Raw genomic sequence first — 24,978 nt, 5'->3', positions numbered from 1 at the left:
GTCTCCAACTCGGCCCTCAAGAACCCCGGCATGCCCGAAGAGGACATCGTCAACAAGCAGCTCGACAGGCTCCGCACCGCCGCCAAGTAGGGCCGACACCCGGGCAGCGCAGGAAGCCGGACCCGCCGGCTTCCTGCGCCGGGGATGCGTGCTGCCGTCTGAGGCATGCCCTCCTGCTCGAATCGCTTCCGCCGGGACGGGCCCGGGCCGCCCTGGCGGTCGCCGGAACGCTGGCCGTTGGCACGTGTGCCGAGTCGGCTATGTTGAGCGGAAAAGGTGAGAAGGAGGCACATCGGTGCCATCACGACAGCAGCGGGCACGCGCGCGGTCATCCGCGATCACGCCGGGCAGGCGGCCCGAGCAGCCGGAGCCGCCGCCCGCCGACAAGGTCCGTGCCTTGTTCGATGGCCACCGGCTGTCTCCCGCTCAGCGGCGCATCGCGCAGTACATCACCGACCACCTCACCGAGGCCGCGTTCCTGTCGATCACGGACCTCGCGGAGCGCGTGGGCGTGAGCCAGCCGTCGGTGACCCGCTTCGCGATCTCCCTGGGTTTCAACGGCTACCCGGCACTGCGGGAGGCCCTGCAGCCCCTCGCCCTGAGCGCGGTCGCAGGCCACCCGGAGGCCAGGGAGGACAGCCGCCGCAATGAACTCCAGGCGGCCGTCGACGCCGAGATCGAGAACCTGGAAAGCCTGCGCCGGGTGTTCGCCGACACCGGCCAAGTGCTCGACATCGGCCGCGAGCTCGCCCGCTCGGTCCCGCTGACCGTCCTCGGCCTGCGGATCTCCCTCTCGCTGGCGGAGTACTTCACCTACGCGGCACAACGGATCCACCCGGATGTACGCCTGGTCTCCCGCGGCGGCAGCGTGGCCTATGACGCGCTGCTCCAGGCGCGGGAGGCGGGCGGGACATGGGTGCTGGCGTTCGCCATGCCACGGCATGCCAAGGAGACGCTGGCGGCGATGCGAGCCGCGCGGAGCACGGGGCTGCGCGTCGCACTGATCACGGACCTGACACTCGGGCCGCTGGTGGACGAGGCCGATGTGACGCTCACCGCCGGCACCGGCTCACGGCTCGTCTTCGACTCGTACGCGGCGCCCGGCATCCTTTCCGCGGCCCTCCTGCAGGCCATGGCCGACGCGGATCCCGAGCGCACACAGCTGAGGCTGGAGAAGTACGAGCAGGCCGCCGAGCAGCACGATTTCTTCTTCGAGGGCTGACAGGGCCGACGGGCCGGTTCCACAGGCCCGGGCAGGGCTCTCGCGGCCCTCCGGACCGCATGAATTTTTTCATGCCCTTGCATACTCGGCGGTATATATGTTTACTGCACGTGGCGCCTGGGCCGGAAGGGCTGGAGCCGGCTGCAGCGCTCGTGACGGCGAGCCCCCTGCGCCAAGAGGACGAGCACCAAGGGACGACAACCTCCTCATCGCCCCGTCCGTGTTCCGTTCGGGTCGTCCGCTCCCCTCGGACACCCTCCGGCGGGCCGGTCTACCCCCTGGGCCGGGCCCGCCGGTAAACAGCTAACACCCCCAGCGCAGCCCCGGTGTCCGTACCGGCGCGTCCCACAGCCGCAGCAGTTCGTCGTCGACCCGGCACAGCGTCACCGAGGCCCCGGCCATGTCGAGCGAGGTGACGTAGTTGCCGACGAGCGTCCGGGCGACCGCGACGCCGCGTTCGCGCAGCACGCGGTGGACTTCGGCCGTGAAGCCGTACAGCTCCAACAGCGGTGTCCCGCCCGCGCCGTTGACGAGCGCGAGCACGGGGCCGCCGGGCCTCAGGTCCTCCAGCACGGTGCCCACCGCGTAGTCCGCGATCTCGCCGGAGGTCATCATCGCCCGCCGCTCGCGCCCGGGTTCGCCGTGGATGCCGACGCCCAGCTCCAGCTCGCCGGGCGGGAGGTCGAAGGTGGGGCTGCCCTTGGCGGGCGTCGTGCAGGCGGTGAGCGCGACGCCGAAGCTGCGCGAGGACTCGTTCACGCGGCGCGCGACCGCCTCGACGCGCTCAAGCGGCGCGCCCTCCTCGGCCGCCGCGCCCGCGATCTTCTCGACGAAGAGCGTGGCACCGGTGCCGCGGCGGCCGGCGGTGTAGAGGCTGTCGGTCACGGCGACGTCGTCGTTGACGAGCACGCTGGCGACCTGGATGCCCTCGTCCTCGGCGAGTTCGGCGGCCATGTTGAAGTTGAGGACGTCGCCTGTGTAGTTCTTGACGACGAACAGCACGCCCTTGCCGCTGTCGACGGCGGCTGCGGCCCGCACCATCTGGTCGGGGACGGGCGAGGTGAACACCTCGCCGGGGCAGGCGGCATCGAGCATGCCGGGCCCGACGAACCCGCCGTGCAGCGGTTCGTGCCCGGACCCGCCGCCGGACACCAGCCCGACCTTGCCGGCGACGGGCGCGTCGCGGCGGACGACCACGCGCCGCTCGACGTCGACGGTGAGCTCGGGATGGGCGGCGGCCATACCGCGGAGGGCGTCGGGGACCACGGTTTCGGGGACGTTGATGAGCATCTTCATAACGGTCTCCTGAGGGTCGTCGGAGTGCTCGGACACGGTAGCCGAGTGAGCGTCACGTCCGGTGCGTTGCTTGTGCGGAGACTCCGGTGTCCGCCCCCGCACACCTGCCGGGCCGCTCGTGTCACGTCACCGGAGGGATGCTGCGCACGCCGTCGTCCTGATCGCATGGCTTCGGAAGTTGCATGAAAGAGCACGGCTGTTGACGCTAAGCGTTCATTAAATTTAAGGTCGCGGGACTCTCGCAGGAGATCAAGACGACGGAGAACAATGACGTACTCTCCCGGCGCACGTGCGCGGCTGCGTCCCGCCCGCCTGTCCGCACTGCTGCTCGTGGGCGCGCTCGTCGCCCCCGTACCGCCCGCGGCCGCCGTATCCGCACCGCAACCTCCCACAACCGCCGCCCCCGTCGGCAACTGCCCCACGGGCAACGGCTGGACACTCGACTCGACCCGCATCGATGCCGGCGACACCCACCACGCCTACGTCGGCAACGGCTACTTGGGCCAGCGCGTACCGCCCAACGGCGCCGGCTACACCGACAGCAGTGCCAAGACCGGCTGGCCGCTCTTCACCCCGGGCTACGACGGCTCGTTCGTGTCCGGGCTCTACGCGCACAACCGGCAGACCGCAGGGGACCGGCAGGCCGTCGCCGCCCTGCCCAACTGGACCGCGCTCACCGTCGGTACCGGCGGTGAACACGGCGATACCTTCAACTCTTCGACGAAACCGGGCCGAATATCCGGGTACCGCCAAACCCTCTTCCTGCACTGCGGCATCGTCCGGACGTCCCTGACCTGGACCGCCGCCGACGGACGGAAGACCGACCTGGTCTACGAGGTGCTCGCCGACCGCAACGACCCCCACGTGGGCGCCGTACGGCTGAGCATGACCCCGCGCTGGAGCGGTGAGGCCACCGTCACCGACCTGATCGACGGGCGCGGCGCACGGCGCATCCGGCAGACCGGTGGCGGCGACCGGACTGCGGGATCCGGACCGGCCGGGGATGGCCGCACCATGGACGTGGCCTTCCGCACCGACGGCACGGACACCGACGGCGCTGTCGCCTCCACCCTGCGCGCCGGGCGCGGTGTGCACGCATCCAAGGCCGGAATCGCCGATACGGCAAGGGACTTGAGCGCACGGCAGTCGGTCGCCTTCCCCGTCCGCAAGGGCCACGCGTACGAACTCACCAAGTACGTGGGCGTGGACACCTCACTGACCTCGCACGCGCCCCGCCAGGACGCCACCGCCGCCGCACAGCGCGCCGCCCGGCGCGGGTGGGACGGACTGGCGCGCTCCCACTCCGCCGCCTGGGCCCGGCTCTGGCGGTCGGACATCGAGACACCGGGCCGGAGCGACCTGCAGGCGTGGGTGCGCTCCGCGCGGTACGGGCTGCTGTCCAGCACCCGGGAAGGCGCCGGGAACAGCATCGCCCCGACCGGGCTGACCAGCGACAACTACGCGGGCCTGGTGTTCTGGGACGCCGAGACCTGGATGTACCCGGCCCTGCTGGCCAGCACCCCCGACCTCGCCAGGACCGTGGTCGACTACCGCTACCGGACGCTCGCCGGGGCCCGCGAGAACGCCCGCAGGCTCGGCTACCTGGGGCTCTTCTACCCCTGGAACAGCGGCAGCAAGGGCGACCTGGCCCAGGAGTGCCACAGCGTGGACCCGCCCCACTGCCGCACCCAGATCCACCTTCAGTCGGACATATCCCTCGCCACGTGGCAGTACTACCTCGCCACCGGTGACACCGACTGGCTGCGCACGCGCGGCTGGCCGGTGATGAAGGGCATCGCCGAGTTCTGGGCGGGGCGCGTGAGCCGCAACGCGGACGGAAGCTACTCCATCAAGAACACCGCCGGCCCCGACGAGTACAGCAACGGTGTCGACGACGCCGTCTTCACCAACGCCGGTGCGGTCACCGCACTGCGCAACGCCGCACGCGCCGCACAGCTGCTGGGCGAGCGCGCCCCGGGGGAGTGGACGGCGATCGCCGACCGGATCAGGATCCCGTACGACGCGCAGCGCAAGGTCTTCCTCCAGTACGACGGTTACCGCGGCAGCAGGATCAAGCAGGCCGACACGGTGCTGCTCACGTACCCCCTGGAATGGCCGATGCCGGCGGGCGCCGCGGCCGGCACCCTGGACTACTACGCCCGGCGGACCGACCCCGACGGCCCCGCCATGACGGACTCGGTGCACGCCATAGCCGCTGCCGCTGCGGACGAACCGGGTTGCTCGACGTACACCTACCTGCAGCGCTCCATCAGGCCGTTCGTGCGCGGCCCGTTCGCGGAGTTCTCGGAGGCCCGCGGCGCCAAGGCGGGGGCCGAGGACCCGCTGGCCGGCTCGCCCGCGCAGGACTTCCTCACGGGCAAGGGCGGCTTTCTGCAGGTCTTCACGCACGGCCTGACCGGCATGCGGATGCGCGAGGACCGGCTCCACCTCGACCCGATGCTGCCCCCGCAACTCGGTCGCGGCGTCACGCTGCGCGGGCTGCGCTGGCAGGGCCGCACGTACGACGTCGCGATCGGCGCCCACGAGACGACGGTCCGGCTCACGGATGGTGCGGCGATGACGCTCGACACCCCCCAGGGCGAACACGCCCTGACCAGGACCGCTCCGGTGGTCCTCAAGACCCGCCGCCCGGACCTCGCCCCGACGGCCGATCCGGCCCGTTGTGCCACGGCCACCGCCTCCTCGGAGGAACCGGGCATGTACGCGGCCGCGGCGGTCGACGGCAACCCGGCGACGGCGTGGGTGCCGGACGGTGCGGAGGGGAGTCTGACGGTGGATCTTGGGAAGGCCGTGCGGATCAGGAAGGTCACCCCGACGTGGAGCGGGCCGGCGCCGCTCTCGTACGACGTCCGGTTGTCGGCGGACGGGCGCCACTGGCGGAGCGCCCGTGACCTGCCGGGGACGGCGCGGTATGTGCGGGTCGCAGTGCGGGGCCGTGCCGCTGCCGAGTCCCGTACGGGCATTGCCGAAGTAAAGGTTTCGTAGCACACCGGAAAAGCGGAAGCCGGGGGCGGTTGTCGCCCCCGGCTCGATATGTACCCCAAATCCGTACACCGGATGGATTCGGCCTGGGCAAATCGACAAGTTCCCGGCCCGAGTTCTGGCGGATACCTCTCTTCCCCGCCTCGTGGCCCTCATCAAGGATCGTGTGACACCCGGAAGCGCTCCCTCCGCTTCGTCGCCTCCGCACTCCGATGAGGACTCATGCTGGCCCTGTGCGATTCCCCTGCAGCTCACTCCAGACGGAGATCCGGCAAGCCGGAGGACGTGGGAGCGCCGACCCCGTGAGGTTCCGGTTCACTCGTCAGGGCAACAGACCCGTGCCTTCCTCCCGGGAGGTCCCGGCGCCTGCCGAGGCGCTGTCCGCCGCAATGCCGGAGACCGTCGAAGCGCCTCTGTCGGACTACGAGGCAGAGCTCATCAGGTCTTCCCTGACAGTGGTCGAGCCCCTCGCGGGGGAGATCACGGTCTACTTCTACGCCATCCTGTTCGCCCGCCATCCCGAAGTCCGGTCGATGTTCCCGGAAGGGATGGACCCCCAGCGGGACCGTCTCCTGGGCGCGCTCCTGCGCATTGTGGATCTGGTCGACGACCCCGAAAGCCTCGTTCGCTTCTGCGGACATCTCGGCCGTGACCACCGCAAATTCGGCACCCGTCCCGCGCACTTCCCGGCCGTGGGCGAATGCCTCCTCGACGCCCTGGCCCGCTACGCCGGTTCCGCATGGACCCCGGACGTCGCCGCGGCCTGGGCGAAGGCGTACGGCGCGGTAGCTCGGATGATGGTCGATGCGGCCGAGCAGGACGAGGCGGTACGGCCCGCCGTGTGGCACGCCACCGTGGTGCACCGCGTGTCGCGCGGCCGCGGCATCGCCGAGATCACGGTGCGCCCGCACAGCGCCTACCCGTACGCCGCAGGCCAGTACGTGAGCATCGAGACGCCCTGGTGGCCGAGGAGTTGGCGCCACTACTCCGTCGCCAACGCGCCCCGTGAGGACGGCACGCTCACCTTTCACGTGCGCGCAGTGGACGGGGGCTCGGTCAGCGGTGCGCTGGTGCACCGGGCGTCGGTGGGCGACGTGCTCCGACTGGGGCCCCCGACGGGCGACATGGTCCTGGACGCGGCCGGCCACAGGAAACTGCTCTTCGTGGCCGGCGGCACCGGCCTCGCCCCGATGCGCGCACTCGTCGACGAGGTGGACCGCCGAGGGGGCCGCCATCAAGTGGAACTGTTCCTCGGCGCCCGCACCGTGGCCGAGCTGTACGGGTTCGACGAGATGCTCCGCCTGTCCCAGCGGTACCACTGGCTGACGGTCAAGGGCGCGGTCTCGCACGAACAGATCCCCGGAATCCGGGGACTGCTGCCGGACGTGCTGGCCGAGTACGGCCCGTGGTACGAGCACGACGTCTTCCTCAGCGGCCCGGCCCAGATGATCGCCTCGGCAAAGGCGAAGCTCATCCTCAACGGCACGGCGCCGCACCGCATCCACCACGACCCGTTCGGGGCTTCGGGCCTGTCGGCTTCGTGAGCCGCGGTGTTGTCAGCCGGCCACCTCTGGGAGACCGCGACCGGCACTCGCTGAACTGCTCCCGGTGAACTGCCGCGGCAGCCGCCCTGACCTGACGGACACCCCCTAGAGCCAGCCCCGTTGCGCGGCCTTGAGGCCTGCCTCGAACCGGCTGGTCGCTCCGAGCCGTTCCATCAGCGCGGCCATCTGCCGGCGGACGGTGCGGAGCGAGACCCCCAGCCGCTTGCCCGCCGCCTCGTCGGTCAGACCCGATGCGAGGATCTTCAGCAGTTCCCGCTCGGCGGGGGCGATGGCCTCGGCATCCTCGTCCGCGGCTCTGCACCGTCCGTCGGTGTCGAGCGGGCTCGCCGTTTCCCAGGCCTGCTCGAAGAGGGTGACCAGGGCGGCCACGATGCCGGGCGAGCTGGTGCAGACCGCGCCCAGGCGGGAGTTGTCGGGATCGAGGGGGACGACGGCCGTCCTGCGGTCGAACACCAGGAGGCGGGGCGGCACGACCGGCCGGGTACGGACCTGGCCGCCCATGTCATCGATCCAGCGGGCGTAGGAGAGCGTGCCCGGGTCGTTCTTCGCGCTGTCCTGGTACAGGGTCAGCAGCCGGACGCCGCGGGCGAGGGCGTCCTCGTCCAGTGGCCGGGCGGCGTCCAGGCTGGCCTTCGACTGCGCTCCGCCGGGGTTGATGGCCAGGCACTCCTCGGTGACCTCCTGGGCGAGCGCCTCCAGGCGGCCCTGGACGGCGTCCAGTCCGACCAGCCGCTCGGCCACCTCCACCTGGGAGTCCGACCGTAACGCCGCGAACTCCGCGACGGTCCGGGCGACCGCCTCCTTGCCGCGGGCCAGCTCCTCCTGGCGGCGTGCCAGTTCGCGCTCCCGGCGGCGCACCAGCAGTTCCAGCCCCACTTCGGGGTTGACCACGCGCAGGAGGTTCGGGTTCTCGCGGGAGGACTGGAGCAGCTCCATGTCGACCAGTTGGTCCAGCGCGTCCCTCAACTGCTGTTCGGTGAGCAGGAGTCGCCGGCTCAGGTCGGCGACCCCCGCGTTCGGGTACCTGAGCATCCCCCGATACACGTGTTCCGTCGCTGTGTCGAGCCCCAGCGCAGCCAGCACGTTTCCCCCCTCTCGGGCGCGCAAGGCACAAGCACACGCGTTCGATGGCGCCCTGGTCCATGGTAAAGGAATTCCCATGAAGCCCGGGGCGTGGCAGCTGAGTGCCAGCCACCTTGGTGCCACCTGATTCCCTTTCTCCCCATCTGCCCCGTGCGGCAGGATGAAGATCACCGGGAGGGCCGGTGCAGCAAGCGGCCCACGATGTCCCGGCCGTTCCACTTCCGGATATCAGGGGGATTCCGTTGGACTGGATCACACGTCGCACCGCCGTCGCAGCCCTCGCGTTGCGGCCTTTCCGCGTTGGCCTCGTCGGCACCTCGCGGGCCGCCGGTTCCTGCTCGGGCATCGGCTGGGACTGAGCCGCATGCGTTTCGTCCGCGCCCGCTTGCTCGGGGCGGGAGACGAAGGGGTGCCGGCCGGGCGCGGAGCCGAGCTGCTGCACGACCTCTTCTGGGCCCACACGGGCCCGGAGGACGGCCTGGAGCATGTGCGGGTCCGCCCCAGCGGCGCCGGCATGGAGATCGTCCTCTTTCTCCACGCCGACACCGACGTCGCCGCACTCGCCCGCGCGGACGGGCTCCTCGCGCTCGTGCGGGAGCCGCTCGCGGCCCACGGTTACACGGCCGTGGTTCCGTCCATCTGAACTCCGCCCATTTGAACCCGCTGACGGGGTGCTGACGCCCAGTCAGGACTTCGCTTCGCCGGGGGCTCCCGGCTGCCCTCGCCCGGGGCCGGTGCCGTCCTGCCCCGGTGCCTTCGACGCGCCTTTCCGTGCCCGGCTTTCACGGGCCGTACCACCGCGCGGCGCCGATCGCCCTGCTGCGGCCTCCGTTCCGCACGCGTCCCGCGCCCTTCCGTCCAGTTCCATCCGGTTCCTTTCAATTCCATCCGGCTTTCCGCCGTCAAGGAGATCCCGCATGTCCGCATTCGTACGACGCGCCACCGTCCGCTCGGCTCTGCTGACCGCGGTGCTCGGGGCCGTCGTCCTCGGCGTCACCGTCCCCGCCCAGGCCGTTCCCGCCGCACAGACGGCAGTGGCGAAGGCCGCAGCGGCGGCCCCCTCGGAGATCGGAGGTGAGATAGGCCGCACCGAGATGATCCAACGGGTGCAGTACTGGATCGACAAGGGCGTCCCCTACAGCCAGTCCGGCTACTACCCGGACCTCCAGGGACGCAACTACCGCACCGACTGCTCCGGGTTGGTGTCCATGGCCTGGCGCCTGCCCACCAGCGCGACCACCTGGACGCTTCCCCAGTACTCCACCCGGCTCGGCAGCCTGGACGACCTCCAGCCCGGCGACGCGCTGAACAACATCAACAGCCACGTCGTGCTCTTCACGGGCTGGACGGACTCGAGCCACACGACGGCGAACATCATGGAGCACGCCAGACCGGGCACCAACGCCCGCAAGACCACGTACTCTCGCAGCTACATCAACAACAACGGCTTCAAGCCCTACCGTTACAACCACGTCCTCGAAACGCCGGTGTCCGTGCCCGACAAGGGGATGACGAACGTCACCGCAGTCGGCGACCTGAACGGCGACGGGATCACCGACGTCATCGCGGTGGAGACCGCGACGGGCGACCTCTACCGCTACTCCGGCCCCGACTACACCGGCGGTTCCGCCCGGGTGAAGATAGGTTACGGCTGGAACTCGATCAGCAGCATCGTCGGAGTCGGCGACCTGACCGGTGACGGCGTCCCCGACATCATTGCCGTGGACGCCGAGACCGGTGACCTGTACCGCTACTCGGGGCCGAACTACAACGGCGGTTCCAAGGTGAAGATCGGCAGCCACTGGGACGCGATGTCCAACGTCACCGCGGTCGGCGACCTGACGGGCGACGGGGTGCCGGACATCATCGCGGTCGAGACGAAGACGGGCGACCTCTACCGCTACTCCGGCCCCGACTACAGCGGCGGTTCGCGGGTGAAGATCGGCAGCGGCTGGAACGTCTACTCCGCGATCGTCGGCGTCGGTGACCTGACGGGTGACGGGGTGGCCGACATCATTGCCGTCGACAACGAGACCGGTGACCTGTACCGCTACTCGGGGCCGAACTACAACGGCGGCACGAAGGTGAAGATCGGCACCCACTGGGATTCCATGATCAACATGGCGGGGGTCGGCGACCTGAACGGCGACAAGATCCCGGACCTGATCGCCGTGGAGCAGTCGACCCAGAAGCTGTACCGCTACTCCGGCCCCGATTTCACCGGCGGCTCCCGAGTGCAGATCGGCACCAACTGGTAGCAGGCGCAACGCCCTTCACCCCGCGATGCGTCCGCCGCCGGACGCATCGCGGGGTGCCGCCCACCCTTCCCCACCGGCACAGAACCGAGGTTCACCTTGTCCGCACAGCCGCCCATGTCCGTACAGCCGCAGCAGCAGGACCGCCACACGGAGCCGAACGCAGGCCGGACGCGCCGCACGACGGCAGACTCCCCGCAACGCCGGCCCCTTCGCGCGTCCCTGCGGGCCGCTCTGGTGGCCGTCCCGGTCGCCGCGCTCGGCGTCTCCCTGCTCGCCGCGCAGCCGGCCGCCGCCGCCTCCGTCGCCACCTGGGACAAGGTCGCGCACTGCGAGTCCACCGACGACTGGAGCATCAACACCGGGAACGGCTACTACGGTGGCCTGCAGATCTGGAAGCCGACCTGGGACGCCTTCGGCGGCACGCAGTACGCCGCGTACCCCCACCAGGCCGGCAAGGAGCAGCAGATACGGATCGCGGAGAAGATCCTGGCCACGCAGGGCGCGGGTGCCTGGGGAAGCTGCGGTGCCCGGGCCGGTCTCGCCGGCGACCACGCCGACCCGTTCCCGGCGGAGCCCCCCGCCCCCCAATCGAACATGGCCAACCTCACGCCGGTCGGCGACCTGACGGGCGACGGGGTGCCCGACATCATCGCGGTCGAGAAGAAGACGGGCGACCTGTACCGCTACTCCGGCCCCTCGTTCGGCGGCGGTTCGCGCGTCAAGCTCGGCTACGGCTGGAACGGCATGAGCGACATCGTCGGCGTCGGTGACCTGACCGGCGACGGTGTGGCGGACATCCTGGCCGTCGACAAGGAGAGCGGTGATCTGTACCGCTACTCGGGCCCGCACTACAACGGCGGCACGAAGGTGAAGATCGGCAGCAGCTGGGACTCGATGACGAACATCACCGCGGTCGGCGACCTGACGGGTGATGGCGTGCCGGACATCATCGCGGTGGAGAAGAAGACGGGCGACCTCTACCGCTACTCGGGTCCCGACTACTCGGGCGGTTCCGCCCGGGTGAAGATCGGCAACGGCTGGAACGTCCACTCCACGATCGTCGGCGTCGGTGACCTGACGGGTGACGGGGTGGCCGACATCATCGCCGTGGAGAAGAAGACGGGCGACCTGTACCGGTACTCGGGGCCGAACTACAACGGCGGCACCAAGGTCAAGATCGGTACCAACTGGGGTTCCATGAGCGGCATCACGGGCATCGGCGACGTCACGGGCGACGGTGTGCCGGACCTGCTCGCCATCGACCCCGCCGACCACAAGCTCTACCGCTACGCCGGCCCCGGATTCACCGGCGGATCCCGGGTGCAGATCGGTACGAACTGGTAGAGGGCCGAGTCCTCTTCTTCATCCACCTCCACCCCCACAGGAGTCAGTTGTGCGACGCCTCAACTCCCTCGCGGCCACTGCGGGTTCCCTGCTGGCGCTGTGCGCCGGCGGGCTCGTGACCGCACCGGCCGCCCAGGCGGACGCCGTCTCCGCGGGCAACGCCCCGCCTCTGCGGTTCGTCAGCTACAACATCTGCGGCAACATGTGCACCGACGCCAAGGGGTACGACGACCAGCGCCGCATCGACACGGTCGTCGACGAGGCCACGGTCGGCACCTGGGGTGCCGATCAGATCTTCCTCCAGGAGGTGTGCCGGCCGCAGTACGACGCCATCGAGAAGCGGCTGGCCCCGCTCGGCTTCCACGGCCTGTACACGGCAACGCTTCCGGGCCGCGGGGCGAAGGCCGGGAAGGAGACGGAGGCGGTGTGCGGCGGGGCGGACTACGGGATGGCCGTCCTCGCCAAGGGCCCGGTGACCGACACGAAAGTGCTCGACCTGACCGTAGGCGGCGAGAATGAGCCCATCAAGAGCCCCTGCGTGAAGAACTACGTCCAGAACCGGGTCAACTGGGCCTGCTCGGTGCACCTCTACTGGGAGACCGACGACACCCGCCGCGCGGCCGAGGCCCGCAAACTGGCGGCGCAGACCGCCGAATGGGAGAACGTCGGGATCCCCGTCGTCCTCGGCGGCGACTTCAACGACCAGCCGCGGTCTGCCTCCCTCTCCGCGTTCTACGACACAGGCATCGGAGACGGCGGCCAGGGCACGTTTCTGGAGGCCGACGAGACCGACAAGGACCGCTTCGCCACCGTCTGCGCACCCTCCAGGAGCCGCTGCCGTTCCGGCGATGCCACCTTCGGCCGTCGGAAGATCGACTATCTCTTCGTCTCCGCACGCGACTTCAAGGGCGTCAAGGCCGATGTGCTCCCCCTGGACACCAAGGTCTCCGACCACCGGCTGCTGCGCGGCGCGGCGTACTGGGCCGACTGCGGCCCGCTCGACCCGCGGGCGGGCGCGGTCCTCCGCAGGGACGCGTCCGGCGGCCTCTTCCGCTACGCGGGCCGGCCGGACGGCACGGTCGGTGGCGCGTGCAAGGTGGGCACCGGCTGGAACATCATGCGGCTGGCCGCGCATGACGGGAACACCGTGATCGCCGCCGACAAGGCCGGAGCGCTGTGGCGCTACCCGGCCGACACCGACACGGGCAGCTACTCGGGCGGCACGCGGGTCCAGGTCGCCGACGGCTGGCAGACGATGGACGCCCTCCTGGCACCGGGCGACTTCTCCGGGGACGGCCGCCCCGACGTCATCGGCCGGGACACGGCAGGCGACCTGTGGCTGTACAAGGGCTCGGCCGGGGGCGGTTACGCCGCGCCCGTCAAGATCGGCAACGGCTGGCAGATCTACACCGCCCTCGTGGCACCCGGCGACCTCTCGGGCGATGGCCGCCCCGACCTGGTCGGGCGGGATGCGGCGGGTGACTTGTGGTTGTACAAGGGTGACGGCGGTGGCGGCTACGCGCCCAGGCAGAAGATCGGCAGCGGCTGGCAGGCGTACACCGCCGTGGCAGCTCCCGGCGACCTCGACGGCGACGGCCGTCCCGACCTGGTGGGGCGGGATGCGGCGGGTGACTTGTGGTTGTACAAGGGTGACGGCAAGGGCGGCTACGCGCCCAGGCAGAGGATCGGCAACGGTTACCCGGAGGGGGAGCTGATGTTCTGAGCCGACGACGTTGTCGTTGCCGCTGGGGCGGACCCGATGCTGCCCCGGCAACTCGGCCGTGGCGTCACGCTGTGCGGGTGGAGGTGCGGGGCAATGCCGATGCCAAGACCCGCACAGGAATTTCCCAAGTGACCGTTGGGCAGCGTGCCGGGAGGAGCGGAGCGAAGGCCGGGGGCGGTTGCCGCCCCCGGCTCTCTTTGTGCCAAAAATCGGTACACCGGTCGGATTCGGCCGGGGAAATTCGACAAGATCCCGCCCTGAGCTCTAGTGGGTATCACTCTTTCCCGCTTCGTGGTCCTCGTTCAGGATCGTGTGACATCCGGAAGCGTCTAGTCCGCTTCGTCGGTTCTGCACACCAAAGAGGATTCATGTCGGCCCCGTGCAATAACTCCCCTGCCATTCCCTTCGGATGGGAATCAAGTAGAACAGCGGACGGGGGAGGGGCGGCACCCCCTTGAAGTTCCGGTTCGTTCGCCCGAGCAGAAGCAGACCCACGCGCCCATCCTGGGAGGACGAGGCGCCCGCCGAGGCCCTGTCCGTCGAGGAGCCGAAACCGAAGCCGCAGGCCGTCGAGGCGCCTTTGTCGGATCACGAGGTGGGCCTCCTGAGGAGTTCCCTGTCGGCGGTCGAGCCCTTTGCGGGGGAGATAACGGTCTACTTTTATGCCATCCTGTTCGCCCGTTATCCGGAAGTCCGTCCGATGTTCCCGCCGGGGATGGATCCCCAGCGCGATCGCCTGTTGTGCGCGCTTTTGCGGATTGTGGAGCTGGTCGACGAACCCGAAAGTCTTGTCGGATTCTGCGGGCATCTCGGCCGTGACCACCGCAAGTTCGGTACGCTCGCCGCACATTTTCCGGCTGTGGGCGAGTGCCTCCTCGACACTCTGGCCCGCTACGCCGGCCCCGCATGGACCCCGGAGATCGCCGCGGCCTGGACGAAGGCGTACGGCGCGGTCGCCCAGGTGATGATCAGCGCAGCCGAGCAGGACGAGGCGGTACGGCCCGCCGCGTGGCCCGCCACGGTGGTGCACCGCGTCGCACGCAGCCACGGCATTGCCGAGATCACGGTACGCACGCACATCCCCTACGAGTTCGCCGCAGGCCAGTACGCGAGCATCGAGACCCTTTGGTGGCCGAAGCAGTGGCGCTACTACTCCGTCGCCAATGCGCCGCGCGAGGACGGCACCCTCACCTTTCACGTGCGTGCAGTGGAGGGCGGCCGGGTCAGCAACGCACTGGTGCACCGGGCGTCGGTGGGCGACGTGGTCCGGCTCGGCCCCCCAGCGGGCGACATGGTCCTGGACGCGGCCGACCGCCGCGAACTGCTCTTCGTGGCCGGCGGCACCGGCTACGCCCCGATCCGCGCGCTCGTCGAAGAAGTGGCCCGCAGAGGGGGACACCACAAGGTGGACCTGTTCCTCGGTGCCCGGACCGTGGCCGAACTGTACGGGTTCGACGACTTGCTCCGCATGGCCCAACGGAACCACTGGCTGACCGTCAAGGGCGCGGTTTCCCACGAGCAGATCCCCGGAATCCGGGGGGCGTTGCCGGACGTCCTGGCCGGGTACGGACCGTGGTACCGGCACGACGTCTTCCTCAGCGGCCCGGCCCGGATGGTCGCCTCGGCCAGGGAGACGCTCACCCTCAACGGGACCCCGCCCCACCGCATCCACTTCGACCCGTTCGAGACGCCCGTCCTGTCCACTCCCTGAGCCGTACCTCTCGGCCGCCTTGCCAGGAGACCCTCTCGTGACCTTGCCTCCGCCGCCTTTCGGATCAGCGGGTGAGCACCAACTGCAGCACCACCTGGGCACCGCCGACCGTGCAGCCCGGTTCTACGACCAACAGGTACGCCCTCATCTCACGCCCGAGATGCGGGACTTCATCGGCCGTCAGGCCATGGTCTTCCTGGCCACTGCGGACTCAGGTGGAGAGTGTGATGCCAGCCTTCGGGCCGGCCCACCGGGATTTGTCCACGTGATCGACGACCGCACGCTCGCCTACCCCGAATTCCGCGGGAACGGCGTCATGGCCAGCGCGGGCAACATGCTGGAAAACCCCCATCTCGGCATGCTCTTCGTGGACTTCACGCATCACCATGTGGGGCTTCACGTCAACGGCGTGGCGCATCTCTACCACGACAGGGACCTGCGCAGTGCCCATCCCGACTTGCCCATGGACGTCGCGCCGGGCGGACGCAGTCCGGAGATGTGGGTTCACCTGACCGTCGAGGAGGCATACGTCCACTGCTCCAAGCACATTCCTCACCTGGAGCCGGGGCCGCGCCCTGCCGGGCGGGACGCGGGGAGGCCCAAGGACTCGGACTACTTCACCACGTCACGTGCGGGGCGCGTGGTTGCTGCTCCTGCTCGCAACGGTCAATAGAGCCCCACCCCGTCATCCCGGTACGTGTTGTCCAGGATCTCGTCCAGGAACCGGCCGAACCCCGTTTCCAGTTGCAGCCCGACCTCCGGTTCGTAGCGGAACAGCCCCGGGCAGACCGCGTCGTCCAGGCTGCTGTCCACGAACAGGGCGTAGGAGAACCGGTCGGGCTTGGCGCCCGCACCGGGTGGCTGCTGCACCACCCGGTGAGCTACCGCTGCCACCGGGGCGGCCGTCCTGCGGGTCAGGATTTCCATCGCGCAGCCGAAGTTGACGATGAAGGTTCCCGGTATCGGGTCGATCGGGTGCCAGGTACCGTCCCGGTCCACCTCCAGGCCCGGTTCCGTGGAGCGGAGTACGGTCACCCAGCCCGAGTCCTTGTGGACGTTGAGGCCGCGCATGGGGACATCCGGCCTGAAATGGTTGAAGGTGAGGGTGTGGGTGCCGAGCTTCGTGAGGCTGTGGCCCGTGGCTTGGTCCCACAGGTCGCGCGGGAGGTCCAAGATCGTGAGTACGGCGCGCAGGATGTCCAGCGCCACGTCGCGCATGACCGTCGCCTGGCGGGCCAGGTCAGCCGGGTAGACCCTTTCCCACCAGCTCTTCTCCAGGAAGAATTGTTCCGTCTGGTCGGCATCCCGGCAGAAGTAGCCTTGGTGCGCGCCCAATTGCTCCGACCGCCAGTTGCGGAAGTCGCGGTAGGGGTCGTCGGCCTCCGCCGGCAGGTAGAAGCTGCGGGCGAACCGGTCCCCGGCGGTCAGGTCCAGGCCCGACGGCTGGTCGATGTAGAAGAAGCCGTCCCGGAGGGCGCGTTCCAGGCCGTCATCGGCCGAGAACCGCAGCTGCCCACCGCGCAGTTCGGCACGCTGCCACGCCGCCTGCGTCCCGCTCATCGGTTCCCCGCCCCGATCCGCGAGTGGAACTCGTAGCCCAGCTCCTTCGCCTTCTCCACCGAGAAGTCGCGGAAGTTCTGGTACGGGAGCAGGGCGCCGTCCGCGTCGTACTGGTAGAGCGTCATGTCGTAGCGCGGGCCCATGTAGACGGTGAACGACGAGCGGTCCACCGCGGGCGGGTCCGGGTGCAGTTCGGGTACGCGGTGGTAGACGGCGGTGACCGGTCGCCGCGACTTCACGGTCAGGACCCGGAAGGCATCGCCCAGGTTGACGGTGAAGTGGCCGGCGGGCTGGCGCACCGGTAGCCAGCGGCCCTCGTGGAGGATCTCGTAGCCCGGCTGGTCGGTGCAGATGACGGTGATGAAACCGCTGTCGGAGTGCTCGACGATGCCGGCCCGGTCGCTCAGGCCCGAGCGGTAGTGGTTGACGGTGGTGTAGCAGAGCCCGGTGTCCTGCCGGGCCCCGCCGGTGATCACCTCGCGGTCGGCTGCCGGGACGCCCGCTGCGTCGAAGGCACCGTAGAGGGCTCGGAGGGTGAGTTCCTTCATGCGGTGGAGTACCGAGCACACCTCGCCCGGGAGGTACTTCTCCCACAGGAAGCTCTCCAGCTGGAGTTGTTCCACCTGGTCGGGGCGGTCCTCGTAGCCCAGCCTGGACTCGGGGTGGCCGTGCTCGCGGTGACCGCGGTGCCGGTCGTCGCGGTCCTCGGCGGGGAGGTGGAAGCTGCGGCAGAAGTCCACCCCCGGGGCGACGTCCAGGTCCTCGGGCACGGCCAGGCTGAAGGCACCCAGGCGCAACGCCAGTTCGGCGCCGTCCGGAGTGTCGAAGCGCAGCCGGCCTGCCTCGACCCGCGCCGACGGCAGGGTCAGGTGGTCCTCTTCCGGCACGACGGTCGTGGTCGTGGTCATGTCCTCGGTTCTCCCGTCTGTTGTCACAGGGCGCTCGTGTCGTCGTACGTCCGCTCGACTTCCTGCGTCGCGAAATCCGCGACCGACTGCACTCTGCGGGGCTCGCCGCCCTCGAAGCGGTACACGCTGCCGTCGAGGGCCGAGTCGAGGAACGTCACGTACGAGAATCGGTCCGGGCGGCCCGGTCCGCGCCGGGTGGAGACCACCCCGTGCACGTTGGCGCGTACCGGTTGCGGCAGTCGTTCGGTCAGTACCTCCAGCGAGCTGCCGAAGTTCACGATGAAGTGGCCCGGCTGGGGGTCGATGGCGCCCAGCCGGCCTTCGACGAGTGCGAGCAGGCCGGGTTCGACGGAGCGGAGGACCGTCACCCAGCCCGAGTCGCGGTGGAACTTCGAACCCCGGGCGGGCTTGGCGGACCGGAAATGGTTGAAGGCCAGCATCCGGTGGCCGCCGTTGTCGGTCAGGCCGTTGGAGATCCGGCTCCACAGCGCCGGTGGGATCTCCAGGTGCCGGAAGACTGCGCGGAGGACGGCGACGCCCATGCCGGTCATCTGCTCGCCCAGCGCGGCGACTTCGGCAGGCAGCAGGCCCCAATGGGCCCGCTCGATGTAGAAGTTCTCCCATTGGTCGTGTTCGCGGTCGAAATATCCCTGGTACGGCCCCGGCACCTCGATGTCGCGGTAGCCGCGATAGCGGTCCATGGTGTCGCCCGACCGGTCCTCGTGGAAGTGCGAGGCGAAGTGGTCGCCGGGGGCGGGGTCGGTCCCGTCCGGCATCTCGATCAGGAAGAAGCCCTGGGCGAGAGCCCGGTCGAAGCCGTCCGGGCGGTCGAAGACCAGCTCTTCGCCGGCCAGTCGGCAGCGCTCCAGCAGTACGGACGGGCAGCCCGCCGGTGTCTCCTGCTCGCTGGGCATGCGCGGCAGGTCCACCGGAGGCCTGGACGTCGAAGAATCGTGGGTGGTCATGGGCGTCGGCTCCCTCGTCACCTCGTCACGTCCTGGGTCGTCGTGTCCTGGATCGTGATCGTTCCCGTGCCTGCAGGGCGGGGCATGGCGGCCTGGTGTCTCAGCCGCAGATCGATGCCGTGTGCAGTGACGTCGTAGCGGCCGTACAGCTCGGTCAGCACGGCTGCCTGCATGCGCACCGAGAACAGCCGGCCGGGGCATTTGCGCGGATTACGCTGGGTGTTGACCATGCTGAACGAGTTGATCTCGTAGCGGGTGCGTGAGAGCAGAGACGAGAGAGTCTCCCGGCCGGAGCGCGTGATGGCCCGGATGTTGTCCGGGTCGAAGCGACCGGGGCGGGGGAAGACCGCGGGGTCCCGGTTGGCCTGCCACCGGTCCAGCCACATCATGGTGCCGGCGGGCACGGTCACTTCGGCACCCCGGTGGTGGAGCGCGAACGGGCGGGTGGTGCGCCGCCACAGCGCGCAGGGGTTGCTGCCGCCCAGGCGTACGGCCTCCAGCACCGCCAGTTCGGTGACCGACGGCCCGGTGTGCGGGCACGTGCTGCCCGACGTCCTCTCCGGCCGTTGCCGGGACCGGGCTTCGGCGACGACCTGTGCCTTCACCTCAGGGCTCGTCTCCAGATGGCCCAGCGCCCACAGCAGGCTGAGCGCCGTGGTGTCGTACGTCGCCACGACGACCGTGCCCAGCTCCTTGAACCGTGCGATGTCCAGCTGATCGATGCCCTTGCGGGTGAAGGGGATCCGCCAGAGGGCGAAGTAGCGGCGGATCAGGTTGCTCTCCGGAGCGTGGGACAGCGAGAGGAAGTTCGACGTCAGCAGGTCCTGGACGAACGGCACGATGACGTCGACCTGGCGCATCGCATCCGGGTTGACGTTGCTGATGACGTCGGACGCCAGGTCGAAGAACCCCCGGACCACCTCGCCGTACTCGGGCGAGTGCAGGTACTCCGGCAGAGGATGCTCGGTGAGGTCCAGCACGCCGGGAACCATGCTGTCCACGTGTGCCACCAGCGACAGGGCGAAGTCGTCCAGCGGCAGTTCGCGGCCGGCCACCCCGGCCAGGTACCCGGCCGTGTGCCGCCGGATGTGCGGCTCCAGCTGCTCCACGAACTTGGCGTTGCCCAGCGAGCGCTCCACGGCGGCCCGTTTGGCCGGCCGGTCCGGGTGGTCGTGGTCCAGGGACCCCATGAAGTCCCCGAACAGGTCGCGGTTGGCGTCGGTCGAAGGTGCGAGCGCCTCCTCGTCCGCCAGGGGCGCGTTGGTGATCTGGTAGACGGCGGTGCTCCGCCCCATCCGGAAGGTGCACATCCCGCCGTTGGCCTCCGCGCACGCGCTGATCCCCGAGGCGCGGAAGTACTCGGAGGCGGGTTCACCCCGCACGACGGTGGCCTCGTGGAACGCCTGCTCGTGGCCGTCGGCCGGGTCCGGGCCCGGGTGATGGGCGAGGAGCCCGGGGAAGGGTGCCTCCAGACGGCGCGGGGTCACGGTCACCGGGCACCGCCCCGGGCGGCGGCCGGTTCGGCGATCCCGAAGTCGGTGTACCCGTCGGACCACGTTTCGGCGTTGAACTCGCGCAGGAACTCCTCGGAGCTGCGCACCGCGTGCGCCGCCCCGTCCGGCCGGAGCTGGTACAGGTCACCGGTGGCGGGCGGGTTGGCGAAGGCGGCGAAGGAGAAGCGGTCCGGCGCGCCGGGCTCGCGTACGCACTGCCGGACGCGGTGCGTGATGGCCCGTACCGGCTGGGGGAGGGCCGCGGTGAGCAGTTCGAAGGCGCCGCCGAAGTTGACCACGAAGTGGCCCGGCAGCGGGTCGACCGGGACCCACGCCCCGTCGACGGAAGTCTCCAGTCCGGGCTCCTCGATGTAGAGGACGGTCACGAAGCCGGTGTCCTTGTGCGGGGCGCAGCCGAGCCGGGGGCGTTCGGAGCGGTAGTGGTTCGCGGCGAACCAATGGATGCCGCGGCCCTCCACCGCGCCGCCGGTGACCCGGTTCAACAGCGCCTCGGGAACACCCAGCCCGTCGAGCACGGCCCGCAGCACCAGCAGAGTGAGGGCGCTCATGTGCTCTGCCATGGCACACAGTTCGGGCGGGAAGTGCCGGGTCCGGTCCGGGCCGTCGATCAGCAGGTGCTCGGTCTGGAAGTGCTCGCGGTCGAAGTAGATGCCCTCCAGCTCGCGGAACCCCCGATAGGGCCGCAGGGCGGCGGGGCCGTCCGTCGCCGGGCGGTGGAACTCCCGACAGAGGGTGATGCCGGGGGCCGGGTCGAACCCGTCGGGCACCGCCAGGCGGAAACAGCCGTCGGCCAGGGACCGGGTCAGGCCGTCGGGGGTGTCGAAGACGAGTGCGGGCCCTGCGGTCCGGGCGCGTTGCAACGCCATGGCACCGGTGCCGGAAACGGCGTGGGCGTGACCGGCCGGGGGCGCACCGCTGTGCGGTTCTGCGGTCATGCGGGTTCTCCTTCCGGTTCAGGGGCGTCGGTTCCTGCGTAGATCTCGTGGTCGTTCTCGTCGATGAGTTCACGGGAACCGCACACGCGCTCCAGCCCGTGGCCCGCGATGTAGCGGTGGATGCCCTCGTCCTCTCCCGGTACGCAGCCGCTGGAGCTGAAGTGCCCGAAGCTGGACCGGTCGGCGTTCTGTCGGGTCACCCGGTGCATGATGGCCGCCACCGGGGTGCCGCTGCCCGCCGTCAGAATCTCCATCGACAGACCGAAGTTGACGATGAAGCAGTCGGGGTCCGGCGGGACGGTCTCCCAGCGGTCTGCGCGGTTCACCTCCAGTCCCGGTGAGGTGGTGCGCAGGATGGTGAGGAATCCGTCGTCCTTGTGCGAGCTGAGCCCGATGTCGTCGAGCGTCGGGCGGTAGTGGTTGAACGTCAGGTGGTAGGAGCCCTCGGCCCCGGAACAGCCGCCGGTTGCACGGCGCCAGTCAGTTTCCGGGATGCCGACATGGGCCAGCACCGAGCACAGGACCTGGCGCGACAACAGGGTCAGTGCTTCGCCGAGCGCGGCGATCTCCGGCGGATAGTGGCCCGCCCAGAACCGGCGTTCCAGCAGGAACTGCTCGATCTGGTCGACGCGTTGGTGGAATCCCAGCAGGGGGTCGCCGAAGTGTTCGCTGCCGACGAGCTGGAACCGGCCGTAGGGTTCGGCGGACGGGCCCTCGTGGAACTGCCGGGCGAAGGTGTCGCCGGCCGGGACGCCGATGTCCCGGGGGATTTCGAGATGGAAGACGCCGTCCCGGAAGGCACGGTCACGGGCCGTGGCGTCCGTGAACTCCAGTGCGCCGCCGTCCGTGATCCTGGCCCTTTCCAGGCGTGCCTCGCCCAGGGCCTGTTGGCCCTTGGACCGCTTCGCGTAGACGTTCCGGTAGATCCTGCCCCGCTGTATGCGGGGAACGATGCCGTGCTGCGCGGACTCCATGGTCACCTGCCTTTCAGGTGGAGTGAGACGACGATGAGGTCGCGCAACTCCTGCGGTGCATCCGGATGCAGCCCCCTGGCAATCTCGGAGAGCGTGCTGAAGGAGCCGGGATAAACCATCACCGGAAGGCCGAGTCGTCGGAGGCAGGCGAAGATCGCGAACTCCTCCAGGAAGTAGTCCGAGGACATCCGGATGCGCTGTTCTTGTTCTGCCTCGGTGAGTCCGGCGGAGCGTTTGGAATGGTAGGAACGGCCGAACGACTCGACGGAGGAGCGGAAGGCGTCGTCATCGGCGAAGAACTTGTGCAGCCGGTCGTGGAAATCTGCGCAGGTTTCCCAGTTCTGTACCTCGGAGCAGGTCAGATAGGTGAAGTCGGTGCTCTGCCGGTGGTCGTCGAACACCTGCCGGGCGTCCGTCATGAACTGCCGGCCCAGGTGGAGAGCGGTGTCGCGGGCCTGCTCGGGCGCCATGGCGCGGGTGGATTCCAGTGTGATCCGGTGGATGCTGTCGCCGATAAGCACGGTGCAGTGGGCGAACCGGCGGGATATCCACTTCACCATGGATGCGAGCTTGGGCATGGTGAAGTTGCTGTTTTCCAGGCTCACCCCGAGAAAGCAGGTGTCGTGCTGCTCGAAGGTTTCTCTGCTCGTTCGGGGTGAGACGAAGCCGATTTCCGCCTTGTAACGCGTCCTGCGGTTCGGCGGCGTGGTCTGACCGATGGTGGGAACTTTCTGGGCGTCTAACGGCATTGCACCAGCCTGGTTCGGTCGTGGAATGCGGGTGGTTGCTCTCGTGGGCGCCAAGAGGGAAGGAGGTTGGGGGTGGGGTGAGGTGCGTGCTCGCACGTCGAGAATCGGGGACGGATTCCATTGCGTGTCGTCTGCGTGTCGTCCCCGAGCGCCGTCAATTGCTAACAGAGGCCGTAGTCGATCTTCAATCCCCGAGGGGCATGTTTCGGTCTGACGGAACGCGAAGTGCTTGCGTCTGCAACGCCCCTGGTCAAGTTGGATGCATTCACCATGGATGTTGCCGGACCGGCGGGGCTTCGGGTAGCGATCTCCGTCTCCGGGATGGCTCGATTCTTTCGCATGGGTGTCCAACTGCGTGTCCCGCGCAGCAGCGGAACAGGCTTGGCAGCCGCCTGTGCGTCGGATACGGTGAAGACGCTTCCGGCCCACGCCAGTACGAGAGCCCATGGCCTCCTGGCAGGCAGCCCGAAGCCGTTTCACCGGTGGAACCGGCACCGCTCGTCGGGCCCGTTTCCCGCCGGTTCTCCGCGCGACAGGTCTGGCCGTGCAGCCGACGTTCCGGTCGCGCAACGCATCCCTCACGCATCACGAAACGAATCCACGATGACAGCGCAGCAGCGCAGCAGCGCTGCTCGCGCAGCGAGAAGTTGAGAAAGGATGCCGGGGAATGCACCGACTCAACCCGGTCGGCGGCGCGCGATGGGCGCTGTTCGCCATGTCCGTGGGCGTGTTCTGCATCCAGCTGGACGCCTTCGCCCTGAACCTCGCCCTGCCCCGCATCGGCCAGGACCTGCACGCGGGGGAGGGCGATCTCCCATGGGCCGTGAGTGCCTACCTGCTCGCCACCGGCACTTTGATGCTCGGCGCCGGGCGGCTCGGCGACCTGTTCGGCAGGCGGCGGCTGCTGGTCGTCGGTCTGGCGGTGTTCGGCGCATCGTCGCTGGCGTGCGCACTGGCGACGTCGTTGGCTTCGCTGGTCGTCGCACGCGTGGTGCAAGGTGCCGGTGCCGCGCTCGTCATGCCTGTCGGGCTGGCGCTGCTGACCAACATCTACCCCGCCGACCTGCGCGGACGCGCCACGGGCTGGGCGCTCGGGGTCGGCGGAATCGCCACCGCCTGCGGCCCGTTCGTCGGCGGGATGCTCACGGACGCGGTGTCGTGGCGAGCCGTCTTCTGGCTCAACGTGCCGCTCGCCGTCCTGGGTGCCGTGTGCGCGTCCCGCGCGCCGGAGAGCCGCGACACGAGCGGGCCGAGCACCGTGGACCGGGCCGGCCTTCTCACCGGTACAGCCGCGCTGGCTGCCCTCGCCGTTCTCGTCGACCGGGGGCAGCGGTGGGGCTGGCTGACGGACCGCACGGCCGCGCTCCTGGTCCTGGTGGTGCTGTTGCTGATTTGGTTCGTGCGGTGCGAACGGCGTGCGGCCGCACCTTTGGTGAGACTCCGCCTCTTCCGCAACGGGCCTTACATCGCCCTCACACTCGCCGGAGCGGTGGTCAACACCGCCACCGTGATGTTCCTCTTCGTGGTGCCGCTGTCGCTGCAGGGGCCTTGGCATCTGTCGGTGGCGACCGCGGGCATCGCCTTCCTCGCCCCGGCCGTGGCGATGGCGGTCGCCGGCCCACTGGCCGGACGGGTCGCGCCCCGTGGCGCGGTCGCCGTGATGGCCGCCTGCCTGGGCATCGGTGCCGTAATGCTCGGGGAACTGGTGTGGGCACCGCGACTGGCCGTGTACCTGATCGTCGCCACCGTGGGCGCCGCGGTGCTGGGCATGGGCAACGCCCTCACGCTCGTCGCCACGCAGGGGGTCATCAGGCCGGAGCGGGCCGGCGAGGCGTCCGGCGTGACCAAGACCGTCATCACGGTTGCGGCCGGTCTGGGAGTCGGCCTGACTGGCTCGGTGGCAGACCCGCAGGACGGCGCGGGGGTCGAATCGGCCATCCAGACTGCGCTGTTGGCCACGGCCGTGGGCTGTCTGGCGGCTTGCCTGGCGCTCCTGCTGTGGCTGCGGAGGCGACGGGTGCCGGGTGGTCCGGTTCAGGAGCACGTAGTGAGCGGCCCCGACAGCTCGTACGGTCCCGCTGGTTCGGCCGTACCACGTCGTCGCACGCACGGGTGAGGCTTCCGCGAACACCGTCCCCGGCGCCGCGCGACTCGCTAGCGTGCCCCGC

General features: G+C 69.6%; 19 protein-coding genes. 10 read left to right on the top strand and 9 right to left on the bottom strand.

Annotated elements, in window-relative coordinates; all coding sequences use genetic code 11:
• Positions 1–295 precede the first annotated feature (295 nt).
• Positions 296–1,222, top strand: a complete 927-nt coding sequence (locus ACWD4B_RS17310) for a MurR/RpiR family transcriptional regulator (RefSeq protein WP_451421526.1) — start codon at positions 296–298, stop codon at positions 1,220–1,222.
• A 303-nt stretch (positions 1,223–1,525) separates the two neighbouring features.
• Here the strand turns inward: ACWD4B_RS17310 and dhaK are convergent, their stop codons facing one another.
• Complete coding sequence (gene dhaK, locus ACWD4B_RS17305) at positions 1,526–2,518, bottom strand: dihydroxyacetone kinase subunit DhaK (protein ID WP_451421525.1); 993 nt, start codon at positions 2,516–2,518, stop codon at positions 1,526–1,528.
• Positions 2,519–2,785: 267 nt separating this feature from the next.
• Between dhaK and ACWD4B_RS17300 the strand changes: the two genes are divergently transcribed.
• Complete coding sequence (locus ACWD4B_RS17300) at positions 2,786–5,524, top strand: discoidin domain-containing protein (RefSeq protein ID WP_451421524.1); 2,739 nt, start codon at positions 2,786–2,788, stop codon at positions 5,522–5,524.
• A 335-nt stretch (positions 5,525–5,859) separates the two neighbouring features.
• Positions 5,860–7,065: a globin domain-containing protein gene (locus ACWD4B_RS17295; protein WP_451421523.1), complete on the top strand. Its 1,206-nt coding sequence runs from the start codon at positions 5,860–5,862 to the stop codon at positions 7,063–7,065.
• Between the two features lie 105 nt (positions 7,066–7,170).
• Here the strand turns inward: ACWD4B_RS17295 and ACWD4B_RS17290 are convergent, their stop codons facing one another.
• On the bottom strand, positions 7,171–8,118 hold the full coding sequence (locus ACWD4B_RS17290; protein ID WP_451421522.1) for a LuxR C-terminal-related transcriptional regulator: 948 nt from the start codon (positions 8,116–8,118) through the stop codon (positions 7,171–7,173).
• Between the two features lie 415 nt (positions 8,119–8,533).
• Here ACWD4B_RS17290 and ACWD4B_RS17285 point away from each other — a divergent pair, with 415 nt between their 5' ends.
• The 6 genes from ACWD4B_RS17285 to ACWD4B_RS17260 all read left to right on the top strand — a co-directional run bounded on the left by ACWD4B_RS17285 (position 8,534) and on the right by ACWD4B_RS17260 (position 15,878).
• Positions 8,534–8,812 (top strand): hypothetical protein, encoded by a 279-nt coding sequence (locus tag ACWD4B_RS17285; protein ID WP_451421521.1) that lies wholly within the window; start codon positions 8,534–8,536, stop codon positions 8,810–8,812.
• A gap of 274 nt (positions 8,813–9,086) precedes the next feature.
• Positions 9,087–10,427 carry an FG-GAP repeat domain-containing protein gene (locus ACWD4B_RS17280; RefSeq protein ID WP_451421520.1) on the top strand — a complete coding sequence of 447 codons (1,341 nt, stop codon included), beginning with the start codon at positions 9,087–9,089 and terminating at the stop codon, positions 10,425–10,427.
• 114 nt (positions 10,428–10,541) lie between these two features.
• Positions 10,542–11,771 carry a transglycosylase family protein gene (locus tag ACWD4B_RS17275; RefSeq protein WP_451421519.1) on the top strand — a complete coding sequence of 410 codons (1,230 nt, stop codon included), beginning with the start codon at positions 10,542–10,544 and terminating at the stop codon, positions 11,769–11,771.
• Positions 11,772–11,820: 49 nt separating this feature from the next.
• Complete coding sequence (locus ACWD4B_RS17270; protein WP_451421518.1) at positions 11,821–13,494, top strand: FG-GAP-like repeat-containing protein; 1,674 nt, start codon at positions 11,821–11,823, stop codon at positions 13,492–13,494.
• Positions 13,495–14,089: 595 nt separating this feature from the next.
• Entirely contained in the window at positions 14,090–15,205 is a 1,116-nt protein-coding gene (locus ACWD4B_RS17265; protein ID WP_451421529.1) for a globin domain-containing protein, read from the top strand.
• A 37-nt stretch (positions 15,206–15,242) separates the two neighbouring features.
• A complete protein-coding gene (locus ACWD4B_RS17260; RefSeq protein WP_451421517.1) occupies positions 15,243–15,878 on the top strand; it encodes a pyridoxamine 5'-phosphate oxidase family protein in 636 nt (211 codons plus the stop codon).
• Here ACWD4B_RS17260 and ACWD4B_RS17255 read toward each other — a convergent pair.
• From ACWD4B_RS17255 to ACWD4B_RS17225, 7 genes are read right to left on the bottom strand one after another with little or no spacing between them, the layout of a single operon-like run.
• Complete coding sequence (locus ACWD4B_RS17255) at positions 15,872–16,765, bottom strand: 2OG-Fe(II) oxygenase family protein (protein ID WP_451421516.1); 894 nt, start codon at positions 16,763–16,765, stop codon at positions 15,872–15,874. The two genes, ACWD4B_RS17260 and ACWD4B_RS17255, sit on opposite strands and share 7 nt — an antisense overlap.
• On the bottom strand, positions 16,762–17,673 hold the full coding sequence (locus ACWD4B_RS17250) for a 2OG-Fe(II) oxygenase family protein (RefSeq protein WP_451421515.1): 912 nt from the start codon (positions 17,671–17,673) through the stop codon (positions 16,762–16,764). The genes ACWD4B_RS17255 and ACWD4B_RS17250 overlap by 4 nt, the downstream gene beginning before the upstream one ends.
• Before the next feature lie 23 nt (positions 17,674–17,696).
• A complete protein-coding gene (locus ACWD4B_RS17245) occupies positions 17,697–18,638 on the bottom strand; it encodes a 2OG-Fe(II) oxygenase family protein (RefSeq protein WP_451421514.1) in 942 nt (313 codons plus the stop codon).
• Positions 18,639–18,655: 17 nt separating this feature from the next.
• Complete coding sequence (locus tag ACWD4B_RS17240; RefSeq protein ID WP_451421513.1) at positions 18,656–20,131, bottom strand: cytochrome P450; 1,476 nt, start codon at positions 20,129–20,131, stop codon at positions 18,656–18,658.
• Entirely contained in the window at positions 20,128–21,087 is a 960-nt protein-coding gene (locus tag ACWD4B_RS17235; RefSeq protein WP_451421512.1) for a 2OG-Fe(II) oxygenase family protein, read from the bottom strand. Before ACWD4B_RS17235 ends, ACWD4B_RS17240 begins: the two co-directional genes overlap by 4 nt.
• Positions 21,084–22,061 carry a 2OG-Fe(II) oxygenase family protein gene (locus ACWD4B_RS17230; RefSeq protein ID WP_451421511.1) on the bottom strand — a complete coding sequence of 326 codons (978 nt, stop codon included), beginning with the start codon at positions 22,059–22,061 and terminating at the stop codon, positions 21,084–21,086. The genes ACWD4B_RS17235 and ACWD4B_RS17230 overlap by 4 nt, the downstream gene beginning before the upstream one ends.
• A 2-nt stretch (positions 22,062–22,063) precedes the next feature.
• Complete coding sequence (locus ACWD4B_RS17225) at positions 22,064–22,810, bottom strand: tRNA-dependent cyclodipeptide synthase (protein WP_451421510.1); 747 nt, start codon at positions 22,808–22,810, stop codon at positions 22,064–22,066.
• Between the two features lie 667 nt (positions 22,811–23,477).
• On the opposite strand from ACWD4B_RS17225, the gene ACWD4B_RS17220 reads away from it, so the two are divergent.
• Entirely contained in the window at positions 23,478–24,926 is a 1,449-nt protein-coding gene (locus ACWD4B_RS17220; protein ID WP_451421509.1) for an MFS transporter, read from the top strand.
• Positions 24,927–24,978 lie beyond the last annotated feature (52 nt).

It is taken from the genome of Streptomyces sp. NPDC002536 (assembly GCF_053594995.1).
Note: the sequence above shows the minus strand (reverse complement) of the source record. Positions and strands in the feature narration are given on the sequence as shown.